Source organism: Terrisporobacter vanillatitrophus (genome assembly GCF_051148895.1).
In the GTDB taxonomy this organism is placed as follows: Bacteria; Bacillota; Clostridia; order Peptostreptococcales; family Peptostreptococcaceae; genus Terrisporobacter; species Terrisporobacter vanillatitrophus.
Genome location: NZ_CP154625.1, coordinates 2910661 through 2929445, shown reverse-complemented (window position 1 = coordinate 2929445; position 18785 = coordinate 2910661). Strand labels below are relative to the sequence as shown.

The 18785-nt window shown below is 27.3% G+C and carries 17 protein-coding genes; all 17 read left to right on the top strand.

Translation table 11 applies throughout. The annotated features are described in order from the left end of the window. Positions 1-5 precede the first annotated feature (5 nt). The 17 genes from priA to TVTCOM_RS14455 all read left to right on the top strand — a co-directional run bounded on the left by priA (position 6) and on the right by TVTCOM_RS14455 (position 18692). Positions 6-2576 (top strand): primosomal protein N', encoded by a 2571-nt coding sequence (priA, locus tag TVTCOM_RS14535; RefSeq protein WP_434796989.1) that lies wholly within the window; start codon positions 6-8, stop codon positions 2574-2576. Between the two features lie 17 nt (positions 2577-2593). Continuing rightward, entirely contained in the window at positions 2594-3034 is a 441-nt protein-coding gene (gene def / locus TVTCOM_RS14530; RefSeq protein ID WP_434796988.1) for a peptide deformylase, read from the top strand. 14 nt (positions 3035-3048) lie between these two features. Next, entirely contained in the window at positions 3049-3978 is a 930-nt protein-coding gene (fmt, locus tag TVTCOM_RS14525) for a methionyl-tRNA formyltransferase (RefSeq protein WP_434796987.1), read from the top strand. A 7-nt stretch (positions 3979-3985) separates the two neighbouring features. Then, positions 3986-4720 (top strand): DUF116 domain-containing protein, encoded by a 735-nt coding sequence (locus TVTCOM_RS14520; protein WP_434796986.1) that lies wholly within the window; start codon positions 3986-3988, stop codon positions 4718-4720. Between the two features lie 14 nt (positions 4721-4734). Beyond that, positions 4735-5445: a zinc metallopeptidase gene (locus TVTCOM_RS14515; RefSeq protein WP_434796985.1), complete on the top strand. Its 711-nt coding sequence runs from the start codon at positions 4735-4737 to the stop codon at positions 5443-5445. 106 nt (positions 5446-5551) lie between these two features. After that, complete coding sequence (gene rsmB / locus TVTCOM_RS14510; RefSeq protein ID WP_434796984.1) at positions 5552-6877, top strand: 16S rRNA (cytosine(967)-C(5))-methyltransferase RsmB; 1326 nt, start codon at positions 5552-5554, stop codon at positions 6875-6877. 7 nt (positions 6878-6884) lie between these two features. After that, positions 6885-7916 (top strand): 23S rRNA (adenine(2503)-C(2))-methyltransferase RlmN, encoded by a 1032-nt coding sequence (gene rlmN, locus TVTCOM_RS14505; RefSeq protein ID WP_434796983.1) that lies wholly within the window; start codon positions 6885-6887, stop codon positions 7914-7916. An 18-nt stretch (positions 7917-7934) separates the two neighbouring features. Then, positions 7935-8684 (top strand): Stp1/IreP family PP2C-type Ser/Thr phosphatase, encoded by a 750-nt coding sequence (locus tag TVTCOM_RS14500; RefSeq protein WP_434796982.1) that lies wholly within the window; start codon positions 7935-7937, stop codon positions 8682-8684. 12 nt (positions 8685-8696) lie between these two features. Then, complete coding sequence (gene pknB / locus TVTCOM_RS14495; RefSeq protein WP_434796981.1) at positions 8697-10424, top strand: Stk1 family PASTA domain-containing Ser/Thr kinase; 1728 nt, start codon at positions 8697-8699, stop codon at positions 10422-10424. 165 nt (positions 10425-10589) lie between these two features. Then, the gene (gene rsgA, locus TVTCOM_RS14490) at positions 10590-11471 is read left to right on the top strand and encodes a ribosome small subunit-dependent GTPase A (protein WP_434796980.1); all 882 of its coding nucleotides are present in this window, start codon (positions 10590-10592) and stop codon (positions 11469-11471) included. A gap of 2 nt (positions 11472-11473) precedes the next feature. Continuing rightward, positions 11474-12130, top strand: a complete 657-nt coding sequence (rpe, locus tag TVTCOM_RS14485) for a ribulose-phosphate 3-epimerase (protein WP_434796979.1) — start codon at positions 11474-11476, stop codon at positions 12128-12130. Positions 12131-12139: 9 nt separating this feature from the next. Beyond that, on the top strand, positions 12140-12793 hold the full coding sequence (locus tag TVTCOM_RS14480; RefSeq protein ID WP_434796978.1) for a thiamine diphosphokinase: 654 nt from the start codon (positions 12140-12142) through the stop codon (positions 12791-12793). An 89-nt stretch (positions 12794-12882) separates the two neighbouring features. After that, complete coding sequence (locus TVTCOM_RS14475; RefSeq protein ID WP_434796977.1) at positions 12883-13128, top strand: helix-turn-helix domain-containing protein; 246 nt, start codon at positions 12883-12885, stop codon at positions 13126-13128. A 560-nt stretch (positions 13129-13688) separates the two neighbouring features. Next, a complete protein-coding gene (locus TVTCOM_RS14470; protein WP_434796976.1) occupies positions 13689-14381 on the top strand; it encodes a polyphosphate polymerase domain-containing protein in 693 nt (230 codons plus the stop codon). A gap of 14 nt (positions 14382-14395) precedes the next feature. After that, complete coding sequence (locus TVTCOM_RS14465; protein WP_434796975.1) at positions 14396-15064, top strand: DUF4956 domain-containing protein; 669 nt, start codon at positions 14396-14398, stop codon at positions 15062-15064. 9 nt (positions 15065-15073) lie between these two features. Then, positions 15074-16579 carry a CotH kinase family protein gene (locus TVTCOM_RS14460; protein WP_434796974.1) on the top strand — a complete coding sequence of 502 codons (1506 nt, stop codon included), beginning with the start codon at positions 15074-15076 and terminating at the stop codon, positions 16577-16579. Positions 16580-16592: 13 nt separating this feature from the next. Then, complete coding sequence (locus TVTCOM_RS14455) at positions 16593-18692, top strand: hypothetical protein (protein ID WP_434796973.1); 2100 nt, start codon at positions 16593-16595, stop codon at positions 18690-18692. Positions 18693-18785 lie beyond the last annotated feature (93 nt).

The window sequence follows — 18785 nt, the reverse complement described above, 5'->3', positions numbered from 1 at the left end:
ATAATATGAGCAAAGCGAATTTTAAGGAGCAATCTATGGATAGTGAAAAATACGCAAAAGTTATAGTGAAAAATAACAGCATATATACAGATAACTTGTTTACATATAAAATACCAGAGTTTTTATTGGAAGATATTCAAGTTGGTCATAGGGTTTTAGTTCCTTTTGGAAGGGGTAATAAACCTATAGAAGCCTATATATTTTTGATTACCAATAAAGTAGAAGACAATATGGAATTTAAAGAATTATTTGATATTCTTGATGAGCATCCTATTTTTAAGCAAGAAGATATAAATTTAATTCAGTGGATAAAAAATAGATATTTATGTACTTATATGGACTGTATATCATTGCTTCATCCTAAAGGATATAAGGTAGAGAGCTTTAAAGAAATAAGTTTATCACAAGAAATGAAAAATTTAGATGCTAATAGTTTATACATGAAAATAGATAGCTTAAGTAAAAACAGACAATTTGTTATAAATAAAATAATAGAAAATAAAAATAAGATAAAATTAGATAAATTAATAAAAGAAAAAGCTATAGAAGAAAATATTAATCCTAAGGATTTAAAGCTTTCATCTACTTTAAATAATCTTTTATTAAAAATGAAAGAAGATAATTTAATTGATACAGATTGGAATTATAAAAGTCAAAAAAATGAAAAGAAAATTTGTTATATTTCCTTGAGTATGGATTCTGATCTTATTGATAAATATGTTTCATATAATAAAATCCGATTAGGAGATAAACAAAGAGATATTATAGAATTTTTAAAATATAATGAAGAAATAGAAATTAATGATTTAATTAAATTATTAAAAGCATCAAAAGCAAGTATAACTTCTTTACAAAATAAAAATTTAATAGCTTTTAATATAAAAGATTATTATAGAAGCCCTAAAGAATGTTATGATGAAAACAAAAAAGAAATTATTCTCAATGAAGAACAAAAAAAAGCTGTAGATAAAATTACTTCGGAGATGTTTGATGAAAATAAAAAGCCATATATGATTCATGGTGTAACTGGTAGTGGTAAAACAGAAGTTTATATGGAAATAATAGATTATGCTTTAAAACAAGGTTTAGACAGTATTTTTCTAGTTCCGGAAATTTCTCTTACGCCTCAAACCATATCTAGATTAAAAAATAGATTTGGTGATATAGTAGGTGTTTTCCATAGTAGATTGTCTGAAGGAGAAAAGCATGATGTTTTTAAAGCTATAAAAAATGGCAAAATAAGAATATTAATTGGGGCTAGATCAGCTTTATTTGCACCATTTAATAGTTTGGGTGTAGTAATAATTGATGAATTTCATGAAAGTGCATATAAATCAGAAAAAAATCCGAAGTTCTCTGCCATTGAAGTTGGAAAATATATGTCTTTAAAAAGAAATATTACTTTAGTTCTTGGTTCTGCCACTCCATCTGTGGAAGAATATTATAGAGCAAAAAATAATGAATATAATTTAATTGATATTAAGGAAAGAGCAAATAAAAAGCCTCTTCCTAAAATAGAGCTAGTTGATATGAAAAATGAATTAACTTTAGGCAATAAGAGTATGTTTTCTTATAGTTTACAAAATGAAATAAAGGAAGCTTTAGATAAGAATAATCAAGTTATATTATTTTTAAATAGAAGAGGATATGGCAATTTCGTTTCTTGTAGAAAATGTGGTTATGTATTTTCTTGCAAAAACTGCGATATATCATTAACTTATCATAAACACCAAAATATAGGGAGATGTCACTACTGTGGATATGAAGAAATAATACCTAAAACTTGCCCAGAATGTGGTAGTGATTATGTTAAGCCTTTTGGAATAGGTACAGAAAAAGTTGAAGAGGAAATAAAAAGACTTTTTAAAAATGCAAAGGTACTTCGTATGGACAAAGACACAACATCTAAAAAGGGTGAATTAAATAATATTTTAAATAAGTTTAAAAACAAAGAAGCTAATATACTAATTGGAACTCAAATGCTTAGTAAAGGTTTAGATTTTGAAGATGTAACTTTAGTTGGTATTTTATCAGCAGATATGATGTTAAACTTTCCAGATTTTAAAAGTTTTGAAACAACATTTCAATTAATAACTCAAGTATCAGGAAGAGCTGGTAGAAGTGATAAAGAAGGTAAAGTAGTACTTCAAACATACGATACAGACCACTATGTAATTAGAAGAGCTTTAAATTATGATTTTGAAGGTTTTTATGAAGATGAAATAAAAGTAAGAAAAATCTTCAACTATTCACCATTTAATAATATGATAAGTGTAGTTGTAAGTGGGAAAAGTGAGAAATTAGTAGTGAATAATATAAAAAGTATGTACAACTCTTTAACCTATTTATTAAAAGAAAGAGGAGTAGAAGATTTTGATTTTATATTAGGTCCAAGTCCTTGTGCCATTGCAAAAATTAATCAAAACTATAGATATCAATTATTATTTAAAGATGATAATATTGAAATTAATTTATTAAAAGGTATAATAAAATATATATGTATAACGAAAAAAGAAATTGTGTTTGATAAAGATGTGAACATTTCTATAGATGTTAATCCAAACAATATTCTTTAATTAGAGGAGGAAGAATTATGGCAATTAGACAAATAGCTAAAATTGGAGAGCCAGTACTTAGAAAAAAATCAAAGGTTGTAGAAAAGTTTGATCAAAAATTAATAGATTTATTAGAAGATATGGCAGATACTATGTATGAAGCAGATGGTGTTGGTCTTGCAGCACCACAAGTTAGTATATTAAAAAGAGTAGTAGTTATTGATGTAGGAGATGGCTTATTAGAACTTGTAAATCCAGAAATAATAGAAACTAGTGGAGAACAAATAGATGCAGAAGGTTGCTTAAGTGTAGTTGGAGAAACTGGAGAAGTTAAAAGACCTTATGTAGTAAAGGTAAGAGCTCAAGACAGAAATGGAAATACTTTTGAAATAGAAGGAGAAGAGCTATTAGCTAGAGCTTTCTGTCATGAAATAGATCACTTGGATGGAGTATTATTTGTAGATAAAGTAGAAAAATAGTAGGAGTGATATAAATGAAAATAGTATTTATGGGAACACCAGACATTGCTAAAGGATGTCTAGAAAAATTAATAAATGAAAAACTAAATGTGGTAGGAGTAGTTACCCAAGCTGATAAACCAATTGGAAGAGGTAAAAAAATGGGGATGCCTCCTGTTAAGGAATTGGCATTAGAACATAACATACCTGTATATCAACCTATTAAAGCTAGGGATGAACAATTTATAAGTACATTAAAAGAAATCAATCCAGATTTAATAATAGTTGTGGCTTATGGTCAAATTCTTCCTAAAGCATTGCTTGATATACCAAAATTAGGATGTGTTAATGTACATGTGTCATTGCTTCCAAAATACAGAGGGGCCGCACCAATCAACTGGGTGATAATAAATGGAGAAGAAAAAACTGGTGTTACTACAATGTATATGGATGAAGGACTAGATACAGGAGATATAATACTTCAAAGTGAATTTGCACTAAGTAATGAAATTACAGCAGGTGAGCTTCACCATATGATGATAGAACAAGGTGGAAATCTTTTAATAGAAACTATTGATAAAATAGAAAAAGGATGTGCCCCAAGAATAAAGCAAAATGATGATGAGTCATCATATGCCCCTATAATGAATAAATCTTTGGGAAATATAGATTTTACTAAGACTGCTAAAGAAATTCATAATTTAGTTAGAGGTGTTAACCCTTGGCCAAGTGCATATACAACTTATGAAGGCAAAACTATGAAAGTTTGGAAGACTAAAGTTTTAAATGAAGTAAGTAGTAAATCATCTGGAACAATACTTAAAGTTGATAAGGATGGTATAAGAATATCAACAAAAGATAATGTTTTATTAATTGAGGAAATACAAATGCCAAACAAAAAAAGAGTGGCAGTTTGTGAATATATAAAAGGAAATAAGATTGAGGAGAATATTATTCTAGGTTAGGTTTATTATGACTGATATAAAAAAATACGTTAAAGTAATTAATATTTTTCTAATAACTCTTATTTTAAGTGCCTTACTTATTCATTTATTTTTATTCAAATATATAAATATACTTTCTTTAGTGATAAATCTTATAATCATTGGAATAATAGTATTAATATTATTTTCCACTATAATAACTTATTTTACTTTGAATGATAAGAAAGTTAATAAATATTTAATGAAAATAAACTATAAAATAATAAGATGCATATTTCCCATAATAAGTAATATGAGTAAATTTGTGGGTATATCAAAAGATGAAATAAGAAAAATATTTATAAAAATAAATAATGCTTATATTTACAGTAAGAAATATAATTTAAATAGTGAAGATTTAATAATTTTAATACCTCACTGTATTCAAAATCATAATTGCAAGCTGAAGGTGACAAATGATATTGATAACTGTAAAAAGTGTGGTATGTGTAAAATAAACGAACTACTGAAACTAAAGGGAAAATATAATGTAAAAGTGTTCGTAGCTACAGGAGGAACTCTGGCAAGAAAAATCATTATTGATAATAAACCAAGAGCGGTCATAGCTGTAGCTTGCGAAAGAGATCTAACATCAGGTGTAAAAGATGTTAAAGGGATTTCGGTTCTTGGAGTTTTTAACTCTAGACCTTATGGACCTTGTATAAATACAAATATTAATATTAAAGAAATAGAGAAAGCAATAGATTTCTTTACTAAAAAATAAGGAGAGTGTTTTATATGTATCCTATGTATGGATATGGCGGTTTAGGATATGGAATAGATCCAACTATGATACTATTAATACCGGCAATATTATTAACTTTATATGCACAATTTAAAGTTAATTCAACAACCAGTAGATTTTTAAACGTTAGAAGTGGTAGAGGATATACAGGAGAAGAAACAGCTAGAAAAATATTAGATAGTAATGGATTATTTAATGTTAGAATAGAAATGGTTAGAGGAAGACTTAGTGATCATTATGATCCAAGATCTAAGGTTTTAAGGCTATCCCAAGATGTTTATAGTAGTACATCTATAACATCTGTGGCTGTGGCTGCTCATGAGTGTGGTCATGCTATACAACATGCTCATGGATATGCACCTTTAAACATAAGAAGTAGCCTAGTTCCTGTTGTAAATTTCACGTCAAACATGTCTTGGATATTTATAATGCTAGGATTTTTTACAAGAGGGATTTTTTTACAAATAGGTATATTATTATTTTCTGCTTCAGTGTTATTCCAAATAGTAACACTACCTGTGGAATTTAATGCTTCAAGTAGGGCCTTAAATCAACTTACATCTTTAGGAATAGTAGATGATAGAGAAGTGAGACAAAGTAGAAAAGTACTTCAAGCAGCAGCTCTAACTTATGTGGCAGCAGCATTTACTGCAATACTTCAATTACTAAGATTAGTGATGATTGCAAATAGTCGTGATGATTAATATTTAGGTCCTAGTTTACTAGGACCTGTTTTGTTTTGAACAAAGTAAATTTCAAAAATAAAATAAATCAAAACTTAATTAAATTTTGACAAACAAGGAGAAAATTATGAACTCAAGAGAAATAGCATACAAAGTTCTTTTAGATATAGAAAAGAACAAAAATTATTCAAATATGGCAATCAATAAACACTTTAAGGATAAGAATTTATCGAGCCAAGATAGAGGATTAGCAACAGAAATAATATACGGTGTAATAGAAAATAAATATTACATAGATTATATGATTGATAAATTATCAAAAGTAAAAACAAATAAAATGGAGATATACGTTAAAACCTTATTAAGGATGGGGATATATCAAATAATATTTTTGAATAGTATATCTGATTATGCTGCTGTAAATGAAACTGTAAATTTAGCTAAGAAAAATAATTCTAAAGTTTCGGGATTTATCAATGGAATACTTAGAAATGTTATAAGACAAAAAGAAACTATAGGAGAAATAAAAGTTAAGGATGATGTAGATTATCTAGCTATAAAATACTCTTATGACAAGTGGATGATAAGAAATTGGATGATACATTTTGGGAAAGAATTTACAAAAGATTTATTAGAAGCTAATAGTGAGAGACCTAATATATATTTAAGAACAAATACTTTAAAAATAACTAGAGATGAATTAATTGAAAAATTGGAAAAACAAAATATTAAAGCATCTAAAGTGAATATTATAGATGAAGCTATAAAAGTTGAACATTTAAAAGATATAGAAAATAACCAACTTTATAAAGAAGGATTATTTACTGTACAAGACATAAGTTCTATGCTTGTGGGCAAAATTATGAATCCAAAAGAAAATGCTTTGGTTTTAGATGTATGTAGTGCTCCTGGTGGGAAAACTACACATATGGCCACATTAATGAATAACACTGGACAAGTAGTGTCTAGAGATATTTATGAGCATAAATTGAAGTTAATAAAAGCGTCTTGCAAAAGACTTAATATTACTAATGTAGATGTGCAAGAATATGATGGATTAGCTTTAGATAAAGATAGTATAGGAAAATTTGATTATGTTTTAGCAGATGTTCCATGTTCCGGGTTGGGAATAATTAGAAGAAAGCCGGAAATAAAATATAAAGAAAAAGAAGAATTTAGAGATTTACCACCAATTCAAAAGAAAATACTTGAAAATTCATCTAAGTATGTTAAAAAAGGTGGAACTTTAATATATAGTACTTGCACTATACAAGATAGTGAAAATATTGATGTGATAAATGAATTTTTACAAAAAAATAAAAACTTTGAATTAGTTCCTATAAATGAAGTTAATGTGGATTTAGATAATCAAGAAAAAGGTTATATGAAGATTTATCCTAATGTTCATGAAATGGACGGTTTCTTTATATCAAAATTAATTAGAGTAAGGTAGTGATGAAATGACAGTAAATAAAGTAGCATTAAAAAATATGACAGAAGACGAGTTAAAAGAATTTTTAAAAAGTATAGGTGAAAAAACCTTTAGAGGGAGCCAAATATTTTCTTGGATATATAAAGGTGCCAAAACTTTTGACGATATGAATAATATACCGAAAAGTTTAAGAGAAAAATTAGAAGAAGTATCTTATATAGGAAATATAAAACAAGAATTGTCATTGGAATCCAAAATAGATAAGTGTAAAAAGTATTTATTTGAATTAAATGATGGAAATGTAGTGGAAACAGTTATGATGGATTATGGAGATAGAATAACTGTGTGCATATCAAATCAAGTAGGGTGTAGAATGGGATGTAAATTTTGTGCATCAACATTAGACGGATTAATTAGAAACTTAGAACCTTGGGAAATTTTAGACCAAATTATTAAAGTTCAAGAAGACACTAACAAAAGGGTATCTAATATAGTGTTAATGGGTAGTGGAGAACCGTTGGATAATTTTGAAAATACTAAAAAGTTTTTAAAATTAGTAAATGATAAAAATGGATTAAATATAGGATATAGACATATAACTTTATCTACTTGTGGTGTTGTGCCTAAAATGTACGAATTTGCAGATTTGCAATTACCTGTTAATTTGGCCCTTTCACTACATTCTCCTTTTGATGAAGAACGAAAAAAAATAATGCCAGTTGCCAATGCATATAAGATAGATGATATAATAAAAGCATGTAAGTATTATATTGAAAAAACGAATAGAAGAGTAACTTTTGAATATTCGTTAATTAAAGGCGTAAATGATTCTAAAAAAGAAGCTGATGCAATTGTAAAACTTTTAAAAGGAATGTTATGTCATGTTAACTTAATTCCTATCAACAAAGTAGAAGAAAGAGATTTTGAAAGACCTGATAAAACTTATATTTATAAGTTTAGAGATATCCTAGAAAAAAACAATATTCCAGCAACAGTTAGAATATCTATGGGATCTGATATAGGAGGAGCTTGTGGTCAGCTTAGACGTAAGCACAAGTAAATAAGGAGGGTAATTGCTATGATTTATAATTGTGACTCTCATGTGGGAAAAGTTAGAAAAAATAATGAAGACTACTGTATGGGGGAAATTATACAAATAGAAGATGATTGTATAGGAATATTTGCTTTAGCTGATGGTATGGGTGGCCATAACAAAGGAGAGGTAGCAAGTAAAATAGCAGTAGAAAATATTATAGATTTTTTGAAAGAGAATATTTTTCAAAGTGGTGGCATAAAAATGGATTACTTAGATGACATAATTAAACAAGGATACAATTATGCAAATAAGAAAATTTATAAAAGAGCTTTAGAAGATAACTCTTGTGAAGGGATGGGTACTACTTTAGTTGTAGCTGTTATTTATAAAAATGATGTAATTATAGCCAATGTCGGTGATAGTAGAGGTTATTTATTGAAAAGTGATAATTTTAGAAAAATAACTAAAGATCACTCTGTTGTGGAAGAATTGGTAAATGCTCACTTAATAACTGAAGAAGAAGCTAGATTCCATCCTCGTAGAAATCAAATTACACGAGCAATGGGAGCAGAAGAAATAATTATAGTAGATATATTTAGAGAAAAAGTAGAAAAAGATGATATGTTACTTTTAGCAACAGATGGACTTACTGGTTGTGTAGAAGATGAATCTATAAAAAATATTATTAAACAAGATAAAGATATTAAAGAAATTTGCCAAGATTTAATTAATGAGGCTAATAATAATTCTGGCAAGGACAATATATCTGTTATCTTAAGCAAGATTGATTAGGATGGTGATATTGTGGGAGAAACAATTTTAGGTAATAGATACGAGATAATAAGGAAAATTGGAGATGGAGGAATGGCCTTTGTTTATGAAGCAAAGGATAGACTTCTAAATAGGGTGGTAGCTGTAAAAGTTTTAAGACCGGAATTTGTTGACGACGAGGAATTTTTAGTGAAATTTAAAAGAGAAGCAGAAGCCGTAGCTAATATATCTCACCCTAATATAGTAAACGTATATGATGTAGGTTGTGACGGAAAAGTAAATTATATAGTCATGGAATATGTAGATGGGCAAAATCTAAAAGAAATTATAAAAAATGAAGGAACTTTAGATGAATATACTGCTCTTGATATAACTAAACAAATAGCAAAAGCTCTTGGAGCAGCTCATAAAAAAGGTGTTATACACAGAGATATAAAGCCTCATAATATATTAATATCAAGTGAAGGTAGAAATGTAAAAGTTGCAGATTTTGGAATAGCTAAAGCAGCTACAAATTCTACTATGACTAATATAGGAAGTATTATAGGATCTGTTCACTATTTTTCACCAGAGCAAGCTAAAGGTAAATCGGTAAAAAATAACGCAGACTTATATTCTTTAGGAATTGTTTTATATGAAATGTTATTAGGTAAAGTACCTTTTAAAGGCGATAGTCCTATTTCAATAGCTCTTCAACATATAAATGAAGACATAGAATTTACTTTGGAAGAAAAAACCCAAGTACCTCAAAGTATTAGAACATTAATAAAAAAATTAACAGAAAAATCTCCAGAAGACAGATATCAAAGTAGCGAAGAAGTTATAGAAGATATTGAATATATTGAACAAAATATAGATTTAGATTTTATTAAACAATATGATGATTTTGCTACAAGAAGAATACCGCCAGTTGAAGTGGTAGATGAGTCTAAATTTAAAACATTAGGAAAAGAACAAAGTAGAGATGTTAAAGACGATGATTTTATTGAATCTGAAAGAGAAGATATCAATAACTATGAAAGAAGACCTAAAAATAAAAAAAGAAGAGGATTTAAAGGTGTCCTGATTGGATTGCTTGTATTAGCTATGCTTGGAGCAGTAGGAGTTGTAACTAATGGATTTGGCCTTTTAAATAAAAATGAACAGGTTGAAGTAATAAAAACGCCTAATTTACTTAATATGAGCTTGGAAAATGCAAATAAAGTTATTAATGATTTAGGATTAAAATTAGCTATAACTGAAAAGCATGATTCTGAGGTAGAAAAAAACCATGTTATATCTCAAACTCCACCAGAAGGAACTGAACTTGAAAAAGGAGATACTGTTACCATAGTAATTAGTTTAGGGCCAGAAGAACTATCAGTTCCGAATTTAATTGGATTTTCATTAAAAGATGCTAAGACAATTCTTAAAGATAAGGGACTAGAATTAGGTAGTGTAAGTTACAGTTACAGTGAAATTTATGAAGAAGGTACTGTAATCAATCAAAATCCAGTTGCAGGTGTTGGAAGTGTTAAAAAAGGCGATATTGTTAATATTGTTGTAAGTAAGGGAGAAAAGCCAACGGAAGAAAAGCCAACAGAAGAAAAGCCAACAGAGGAAAAACCAACAGAGGAAAAACCAACAGAGGAAAAACCAACAGAAGGTGATAATTCTAACAACGGTAGTGATGATGACTCAGAAAACACACAAGGTGGAAGTAATAACTCTGGAGACAAAGAAACTAGCAATGTCAATAGTAAAGATATAGATAATGATTAAAGAATAAAAATAAATCATATATACAAAATATAAGTAAGCATAATGCTTACTTATATTTATTTTTTTGAAAAAAAGAGATAAAAAATAATATATAAGAATTAAATTTAAAATAATAAAAATATTGTGGTAATATATAATAAAGTGCTAAAAATAAGGAGGCAATTAATGTTAGATGGAAGGATAATGAAAGGAATAGGGGGATTCTACTATGTAGATACAGAAAAGGGACTGTATGAATGTAGAGCTAGAGGAATATTTAGAAAAAATAAGCAAACTCCTTTAGTAGGTGATAGAGTGAAAATTAGCATAGTTGATGAAGAGAAAAAAATTGGTGTTGTAGAAACTATTGATAAAAGAGATAGTGAACTTATAAGACCTCCCATTGCTAATGTGGAAAAAGCCTTAATAGTTTTTGCTGTAAAGAACCCTGCACCTCATTTATCTTTATTAGATAGATTTATAGTTCTTGCTGAAAAAGAAAATTTAGAAATTGTAATTATTCTTACAAAAGTTGATTTAGATGATGATGACACTACAAATAAAATAAAAGAAATATATGAGTTAAGTGGATATAAGGTAATTCCTGTAAGCAGCAAGTCTAAAGACAATATAGATAAGGTAAAAGAAGAGCTAAATAACAGTGTAGTAGTATTTGCGGGGCCATCAGGAGTTGGAAAATCCAGTTTATTAAATGAAATAGATCCAAATTTTAAGTTACAAACTGGAGAAGTTAGTGATAAAATCAAAAGAGGAAAACATACCACAAGACATGCCGAACTTTTAAAACTACAATGTGGAGGTATAGTTGCAGATACACCAGGTTTTTCTTCATTAACATTAGATGATATGGAAGAAAGTGAATTAAAAGAATACTTTATAGAATTTGATGAAGTTAATAACTGCAGATTTGGAAATAAATGCATACATGAAAATGAGCCAGGTTGTGGAGTTAAAGAAGCTGTTGAAGCAGGGGAAATTTCTAAAGTAAGGTATGAAAGTTACATACAATTGCTTAATGAGATAAGACAAGGGAAAAGGAGATATTAAAAATGATAAAATTAGCACCATCAATACTATCAGCAGATTTTGCGAAACTATTAGAAGATGTTAAAAAGGTAGAAAAAGCAGGATGTGAATATTTACACATAGATGTTATGGATGGACATTTTGTTCCTAATATAACACTAGGTCCTGGAATAGTTAAATCATTAAGAAAAGATGTTAATATGGTATTTGATACACATCTTATGATTGAAAATCCAGATAATTATATTAAAGATTTTGTTGATGCAGGAAGTGATTTAATTGTAGTGCATGTTGAAGCTTGTAGACATTTACATAGAACTATACAAAATATTAAGTCGCACAATGTAAAAGCAGGCGTAGCTTTAAATCCTGCCACACCAATAGAAACAATAAAGCATATATTGCAAGATATAGATATGGTACTTATAATGACTGTAAACCCTGGTTTTGGAGGACAATCATTTATTGGAAGTATGATAGAAAAAATAAAAGAATTAAAGCAGTTAATAGATGAAAAAAATCTTAATGTTGATATACAAGTAGATGGCGGTATAAAACCAAGTAATATACATGAGGTAGTAGAAGCTGGAGCAAATGTAATAGTAGCAGGATCAGCTATATTTAATAGTGAAAACATAGAAGAAACTGTAAAGTTAATGAGAAAGAATGCGAGTTTTTAGGAGATATTGATGAAAGTTTGTATTATATTAAATGGCGAAATAAAAAATTATAATAAAACAAAAGAAATAATACTTAGGGAAAAATATGATTTTATAATAGGAGCCGATGGTGGATGTAATCATTTATATAAAATGAATATAATACCGAATTATATAATAGGAGACTTAGATTCTATTAATAATGATTTAGTAGATTATTATAAAAGTAAAAACATATTTTTTAAAACATATCCATCTCATAAGGATGAAACAGATTCACAAATTTGTATTTATCTAGCAAAAGAACTAAAAGCAAAAAAAATAGATTTTTACGGTTCTTTAGGAGGTCGAATAGATCATACTCTTGCAAATATAGGTTTAATGCACTATGTACGAGAAATGAATATAACACCTAGGATAATAACAAGTGAAGAAGAAATTACTATTATAAGAAATGAAGAAATTATTTTGCATGGGAAAAAGGGGGATACTATATCAATTGTACCTATAATGACAGATGTAAATAATATAACTCTTAAAAAGTTAGAGTATCCTTTGAAAAATGCTAAAATGGGATATTTATCATCTTTAGGAATATCTAATGTGATGTTAGAAGATGAATGTATTATAAAAATTGAAGATGGATATGCTTTGATTATAAGAAATTATAATCTTAGTTATTAATAAAAAGATCTTTCTTAATTTAAAATATACCCTTTGTCAAGGACGAGAATGTCTATAGATTTGTGTAATAATTTTATTTTGGAATTTATATGTTAAGAAAATCTAAAATAGATTTTGAAACAAAAATTAAATCAGTTGAAATGTATTTAAATGGTGAAAAAGGTCCAATGGCTATCTGTAAAATGATTAGAGTTGGTAAAATAGCATTTTATGAATGGATTCATAAATATGAGAAGCATGGAGCCGAAGGACTTAAAACATCATCTAAAAATAAATTTTATTCAAATGAAGTTAAAATGTTTGCTATTAATAATTATATTTCTGGTAAGGTCTAGCTAGCAAGATGATTTCTGTATTTAACAGGGAGTCATCTTGTTTAAATTTCATGAGACTGTGAAAAATTTTCTGTAAATAGCTTTCTATGATAAATTTGTTAAGGCGCGGGTAGAATAAAAATCTATCCGTGCCTTAACTTGAATGTAATTCTAATTTAATTGCACGTCAACCCCACCTTTAAAAAAGGTGTTTTTTTGCTAGTTATAAATAATTGTTAATCTAATCGTCCTTCATACATTATTGATAGCTCTCCATAAACTTTCCAAAAATTTCTAAGAGGTAATTCTGTTTTTTAATTGTAAATAAAATAACTCCTAATGCAATGTATTTATTTTAGTATACATTAAAATACCCTATAGAATAGATTTTTTTTAATCGTCTATTCTATAGGGTACATTTTAATTATTAATTAGGAGAAGTCTTTTTATTAATAATTATATATTACCTATATTTACATATTCTATTACAACAAAATATGATAAAATCATATTGATTAAAATAAATTATGACAAGTATATTATTTGTATTTTTTATAAAGTAGGGCAGGTGGAAAAGGAGAATGATTGTTAATAGAAGAGAACTAAAGTATCCAATAGGAGAGATGGATTACTATAAAATCAACAAATTGTTTAATGAAATATTAACTCCTGATATAAATAATGGGAAATATGGATATAGAATCAGAAGCTTATATTTTGACAGTATAAATAATGATGATTATTATGCAAAGGTTGGTGGGGAAGAAGTTAGAAAAAAAATAAGATTAAGGATATATGACACAAAGACAACTCAAGTTAAATTAGAAATAAAAAGGAAAATAAATATAAGTCAAATAAAAGAAACTACGACTATAAGCAAAGAAGATACATTGAGATTAATAAATAAAGACTATAATGTACTTTTAAAATATGATAATGATATAGCACATTCAGCTTATAATATTATGACAATGGGGCAGTATCAACCAGTGGTTTTGGTTGATTATAATAGAAGGGCATATATTCATAATGAAAATAATATAAGGGTTACCCTAGATAGTGATATAAGATCTAATGAGTTTGATTTTAACATGTTTAGTGATGACGTAATTATGACTCCTGCTTTCGATTATTATAATTCTTTGTTAGAAGTTAAGTTTGATGGTGAATTATTTTGTTGGATATCACAAGCGCTTGTAGGTTTAGATACAACTAATCAGTCAATAAGTAAATATTGTAGTGGAAGAAGATTTTATGAAAATTATATATTATAAGGAAGGTTAAGGAAATGAAAGAAACGTTATATAGGTATTTATCAGCACCAAATGGTAATATAACATCATTTGATGCTATAGAAATGATGGGAATAGCTTTGTTGATATCAATGGTTATATTCTGGACTTATAAAATTACTTTTAGTGGAGTTATGTATAATCGTAAATTTAATGTGTCTTTAGTAATGCTAACTCTTGTTACAACGATGGTTATGATAGTAATTGGTAGTGATATAGCACTTTCTTTAGGTATGGTTGGTGCTTTATCTATAGTTCGTTTTAGAACTGCTATAAAAGATCCAAGAGACACAGGATATATATTTTGGTGTATAGCTATTGGTATTAGTGTTGGTAGTGGTAATTACATGATAGCAACTGTAGGGTCATTATTTTTATTTGTTGTGTTATCCATATTTAGCTTTAGTGGTTTTGGAAGAGAGGATAGATATATTCTTATAGTGAGAGGTCTTAGAGACAAAGAAGAAGATATAATGAGGTGTGTTTTTAATGCTTTTAAGGGGAATCAATTAAGAGCTAAAAATTCCGTTGGTAATAATATAGAGATTATTTATCAGATAAAGATGAAAAATAGTGAAGATAAAAATATAGTTGATAGTCTATATAAAATAGAAGGAGTAAATACAGTTAATATTGTAGCTCAAAATGGAGAAACAATAGGTTAGGTGACTTTTATGAAAAAAAATATATTTAGAGCATTAATGGCTTTACTTTTTATTTTTCTGACGTTTTTATCAAGTGCATACATAAAAGATTTTAAAGATAAAGCAAAAAATGAAAAGAAAAAAGGTGAAAAACAAGAACTTAGTAAAAGTTATTTATATGGATTGGAAAATACAAAATTTAATTTACCAGTAGTTATAATAAATACAAATGGAGACTTGATAAAAAGACAAGAAGATATATCTTCTTATGTACAAGTATACGATACTAAAAATTATTACAATATGTTAGATGGTGAACCTGAATTTGTAAGCAAAATTAATATAAGTGTAAGAGGTAATAGTACAAGTAAATATCCTAAAAAGCAGTATAGCTTAGAACTTATTAATAATAATGGGGAAGAAAAAAATAGTAAGTTGCTTGGTATGAAAAAAGGTAGTGATTGGGCTTTAAATGGACCATTTTCAGATAAATCTCTTATGAGAAATTATTTAGTATTTAAAACTAGTAAAAACATTATGGAATATTCACCAGATGTAAGATTTTGTGAAGTATTTGTAGTTGATGATGATAGTAAAACACTTGAAGAAAAGCATTATAAAGGTGTTTATTTGATGATAGAAAAAATAAAAAGAGATAAGAATAGAGTAGATATAACTAAATCTCAAGATAATACGGTAGAAACAAGTTTTATAGCAGTTAAAGATAGAACGAAGAAAAATGATATAAGTTTAAATAACTATGGAATTCAAACTTATATTGATAACTATAGTTTAAATATTGAATACCCTAAGAAAAACTTAACGCCTGATAAATATGAATATATAAATAAATATATTAGTGGATTTGAAAGAGTTTTATATTCGGATAAATTTAATGACCCAATAAACGGATATGCAAAATATATAGATGTAAATTCTTTTGTTGATTATTATATTATAAATGAATTTTTCAAAAACACTGATGCTGGATTATTAAGTACTTATTTTTATAAAGACTATGAAGAAAAAATGAAAGCTGGACCAATATGGGATTTTAACAAATCACTTGGAAATCATAATGAAGAAATAGGCAAACCTTTTGATTATCCTGGATTTTTTATGATTAATAGACCTTGGTTTGATAGACTAATGGAAGATACACATTTCAGTAAAAAGGTTGTTAGTAGATATAAAGAGTTAAGAAAGACTTTTTTAAGCGATAAATATTTACTAGACATGATTGATGAAACAGTAATGATTTTGGGAGATGCCACAAAACGTAATTTTTACAAGTGGCCAATAGAAATATGTAATCAAGCAGAAGTTTTTGAAGAAAATCAAGATATATATAAAGGATATTCATTAGATATAAAACTTTATAAGGAGTTTTTAGATAAAAATACTCATTTATTAAAAGATACAGAAAGCAGGGCTAATTCATATAAAGAAGAAATATCAATGATGAAAAAATTCATAATTAATAGGGGGAAATGGATGGATGACAATATTGATACTCTTAGCAAATGGTCTAGATAGTGGGAGATAAGAAATGAAAAAATTTTTAATTGTAAGTACAGTTATATTTATAATTATTGTAAGTTATATAGATAATGTTAGAACAAATAAAATATCATTTGACAAGACATACTCCACAAAAACAATAAATAAAGAAATATATATAGCTAAAGATAATAAGTGGGAAAAATTTAATATTAAAGGCGTAAATTTGAATTCAGTAAAACCAGGGGTTTATCCAAGTGATAATAATATAACAGAAAAAGAATACTTTAGATGGATATCTTTAATTTATGATATGGGTGCAAATTGTATAAGGGTACAAAATCTTATGGGACAGAATTTTTATAAAGCCTTAGAACAGTTTAACAAGGGCAAAGAAAACCCCATATACTTAATGCAAGGGATATATTTTGATGAAACTTTTTTAAAGGATGGTTATGATCCACAAAATATTGATTTAAAAAAGTATTTCAAAAATAATATAAAACTTACTATTGATTCAGTTCACGGAAATCCATATAGCTATGATAAACCAGATATATTACAACTGTATAGTACAGATGTTTCTAAATATATACTTGGGTATACAATTGGTATAGAATTTGCCAATCATGATTTAATATATACAGAAATTATGAATGAGAGAAAAACTTATAATGGAAAATACATCTATACAGATAAAAATGCTTCATCATTTGAATCTTATTTAGGACAAATGGGAGACTATGCAGCTGGCTATGAACTAAAGACATATAAAAAGCGAAGTATAATAAGTTTTATAGGCTCTTCTGCATATCATGTAGCTAGCTCAAAAGAAAATCTAAACAAAGATAGTAATTTAACAAAATCGTCAGAAGACACTGATAAAGCAAAGGATTATATTGACGTAGAAAATATAAAAGCAAAAAGAAGTTTTAAACCAGGAATAGTAGTATCTTATAATGTATACCCATCTTACTCACAAATAAAGGAATATGAATATAATTTAGAAGAATATTTTAAAAATATAAATAATTATCATAGTATTCCTGTTATAATAAGTGAATTTGGAGTGCCTTCATCTAGAGTAGGAAATGATTTTATAAAAAATAATAAAAATGAAAAAACAAATGAAGAAGAGCAAGGAAATTCTTTAGTTGAAATATATAGAGCTATAAAAAATTCAAAATGTGCAGGCAGTTTTATATTTGAGTTCCAAGATAGTTGGAATAGATCATCGTGGAATACTAAAGAGAGTAAAATACTTGATAGATCAATTTATTGGAGTGATGCACAGACATATTCACAAAGTTTTGGTCTTATGTCATTTGATCCAGGTAAAGATGAAAGTGAATCATATCCAGATAAAAGTATAAAAGAATGGAATAAGGATGATATTGTAAATCGAAATAAAGAGTTAAGTTTGTCTATGAAAAATGATGAAAAATATATATACTTTATAGTTGAATCATCAGGAAAAATTGATTTAAGTAAAAAAAAATTATATATAGATCTTGATATTACTCCAAAATCAGGAAGTAAGGTTAGTTCTCAATTTGATTTAGAATTTGAAAGACCTGTTGATTTTATTATAAATATCAATGGAAAAGAAAATTCTAGAGTATATGTACATGAATATTACAACGAGTTTAATTTTTATGAGAATAAAGAGGAAAATCAACAAAGACCTGATTTGATAAAGGATAAGGTCGATGTGGATAAATTTTCCAAGATATTCATAGAAGTAAGAAAAAAGATGTACATAGAAAGATTAAATGATTTTGTAGATAAAGCAGATTATGAAACTGGTAAATTAGTTTATGGAAATGGAAATCCAAATAATAAAGATTATAATTCTTCAGCGGATTTTTATATGGATAAAAAATATATAGAGATTAGAATTCCGTGGGCTTTATTAAATTTTATGGATCCATCTACAACTAAGATAAAAGATGATTTTTATGAAGAGTTTAAAACTCAGCCATTAAAAATTAAAAATATAAATGTGGGTTTAACTATGAAAGGCGAAGATTCAAAAATAAGAAGGTTAGAAAGTGGTTCATATGCATTTAAAGGATGGACTACACCAAAGTATCATGAAAGATTAAAACAATCTTATTATATTTTGAAGAAAGAATTAAATAAAAAATAGGGGAGATAATATGCTATGCAAAATATAACTCGTATATATATTATGCTAAGCTTCTTCATATATATAATCTCAGCTTCTATTGTATATATGATA

Coding starts and splice junctions, on each gene's coding strand:
- priA (WP_434796989.1), top strand. CDS start 6: ATGAGCAAAGCGAATTTTAAGGAGCAATCTATGGATAGTGAAAAATAC.
- def (WP_434796988.1), top strand. CDS start 2,594: ATGGCAATTAGACAAATAGCTAAAATTGGAGAGCCAGTACTTAGAAAA.
- fmt (WP_434796987.1), top strand. CDS start 3,049: ATGAAAATAGTATTTATGGGAACACCAGACATTGCTAAAGGATGTCTA.
- TVTCOM_RS14520 (WP_434796986.1), top strand. CDS start 3,986: ATGACTGATATAAAAAAATACGTTAAAGTAATTAATATTTTTCTAATA.
- TVTCOM_RS14515 (WP_434796985.1), top strand. CDS start 4,735: ATGTATCCTATGTATGGATATGGCGGTTTAGGATATGGAATAGATCCA.
- rsmB (WP_434796984.1), top strand. CDS start 5,552: ATGAACTCAAGAGAAATAGCATACAAAGTTCTTTTAGATATAGAAAAG.
- rlmN (WP_434796983.1), top strand. CDS start 6,885: ATGACAGTAAATAAAGTAGCATTAAAAAATATGACAGAAGACGAGTTA.
- TVTCOM_RS14500 (WP_434796982.1), top strand. CDS start 7,935: ATGATTTATAATTGTGACTCTCATGTGGGAAAAGTTAGAAAAAATAAT.
- rsgA (WP_434796980.1), top strand. CDS start 10,590: ATGTTAGATGGAAGGATAATGAAAGGAATAGGGGGATTCTACTATGTA.
- rpe (WP_434796979.1), top strand. CDS start 11,474: ATGATAAAATTAGCACCATCAATACTATCAGCAGATTTTGCGAAACTA.
- TVTCOM_RS14480 (WP_434796978.1), top strand. CDS start 12,140: ATGAAAGTTTGTATTATATTAAATGGCGAAATAAAAAATTATAATAAA.
- TVTCOM_RS14475 (WP_434796977.1), top strand. CDS start 12,883: ATGTTAAGAAAATCTAAAATAGATTTTGAAACAAAAATTAAATCAGTT.
- TVTCOM_RS14470 (WP_434796976.1), top strand. CDS start 13,689: ATGATTGTTAATAGAAGAGAACTAAAGTATCCAATAGGAGAGATGGAT.
- TVTCOM_RS14465 (WP_434796975.1), top strand. CDS start 14,396: ATGAAAGAAACGTTATATAGGTATTTATCAGCACCAAATGGTAATATA.
- TVTCOM_RS14460 (WP_434796974.1), top strand. CDS start 15,074: ATGAAAAAAAATATATTTAGAGCATTAATGGCTTTACTTTTTATTTTT.
- TVTCOM_RS14455 (WP_434796973.1), top strand. CDS start 16,593: ATGAAAAAATTTTTAATTGTAAGTACAGTTATATTTATAATTATTGTA.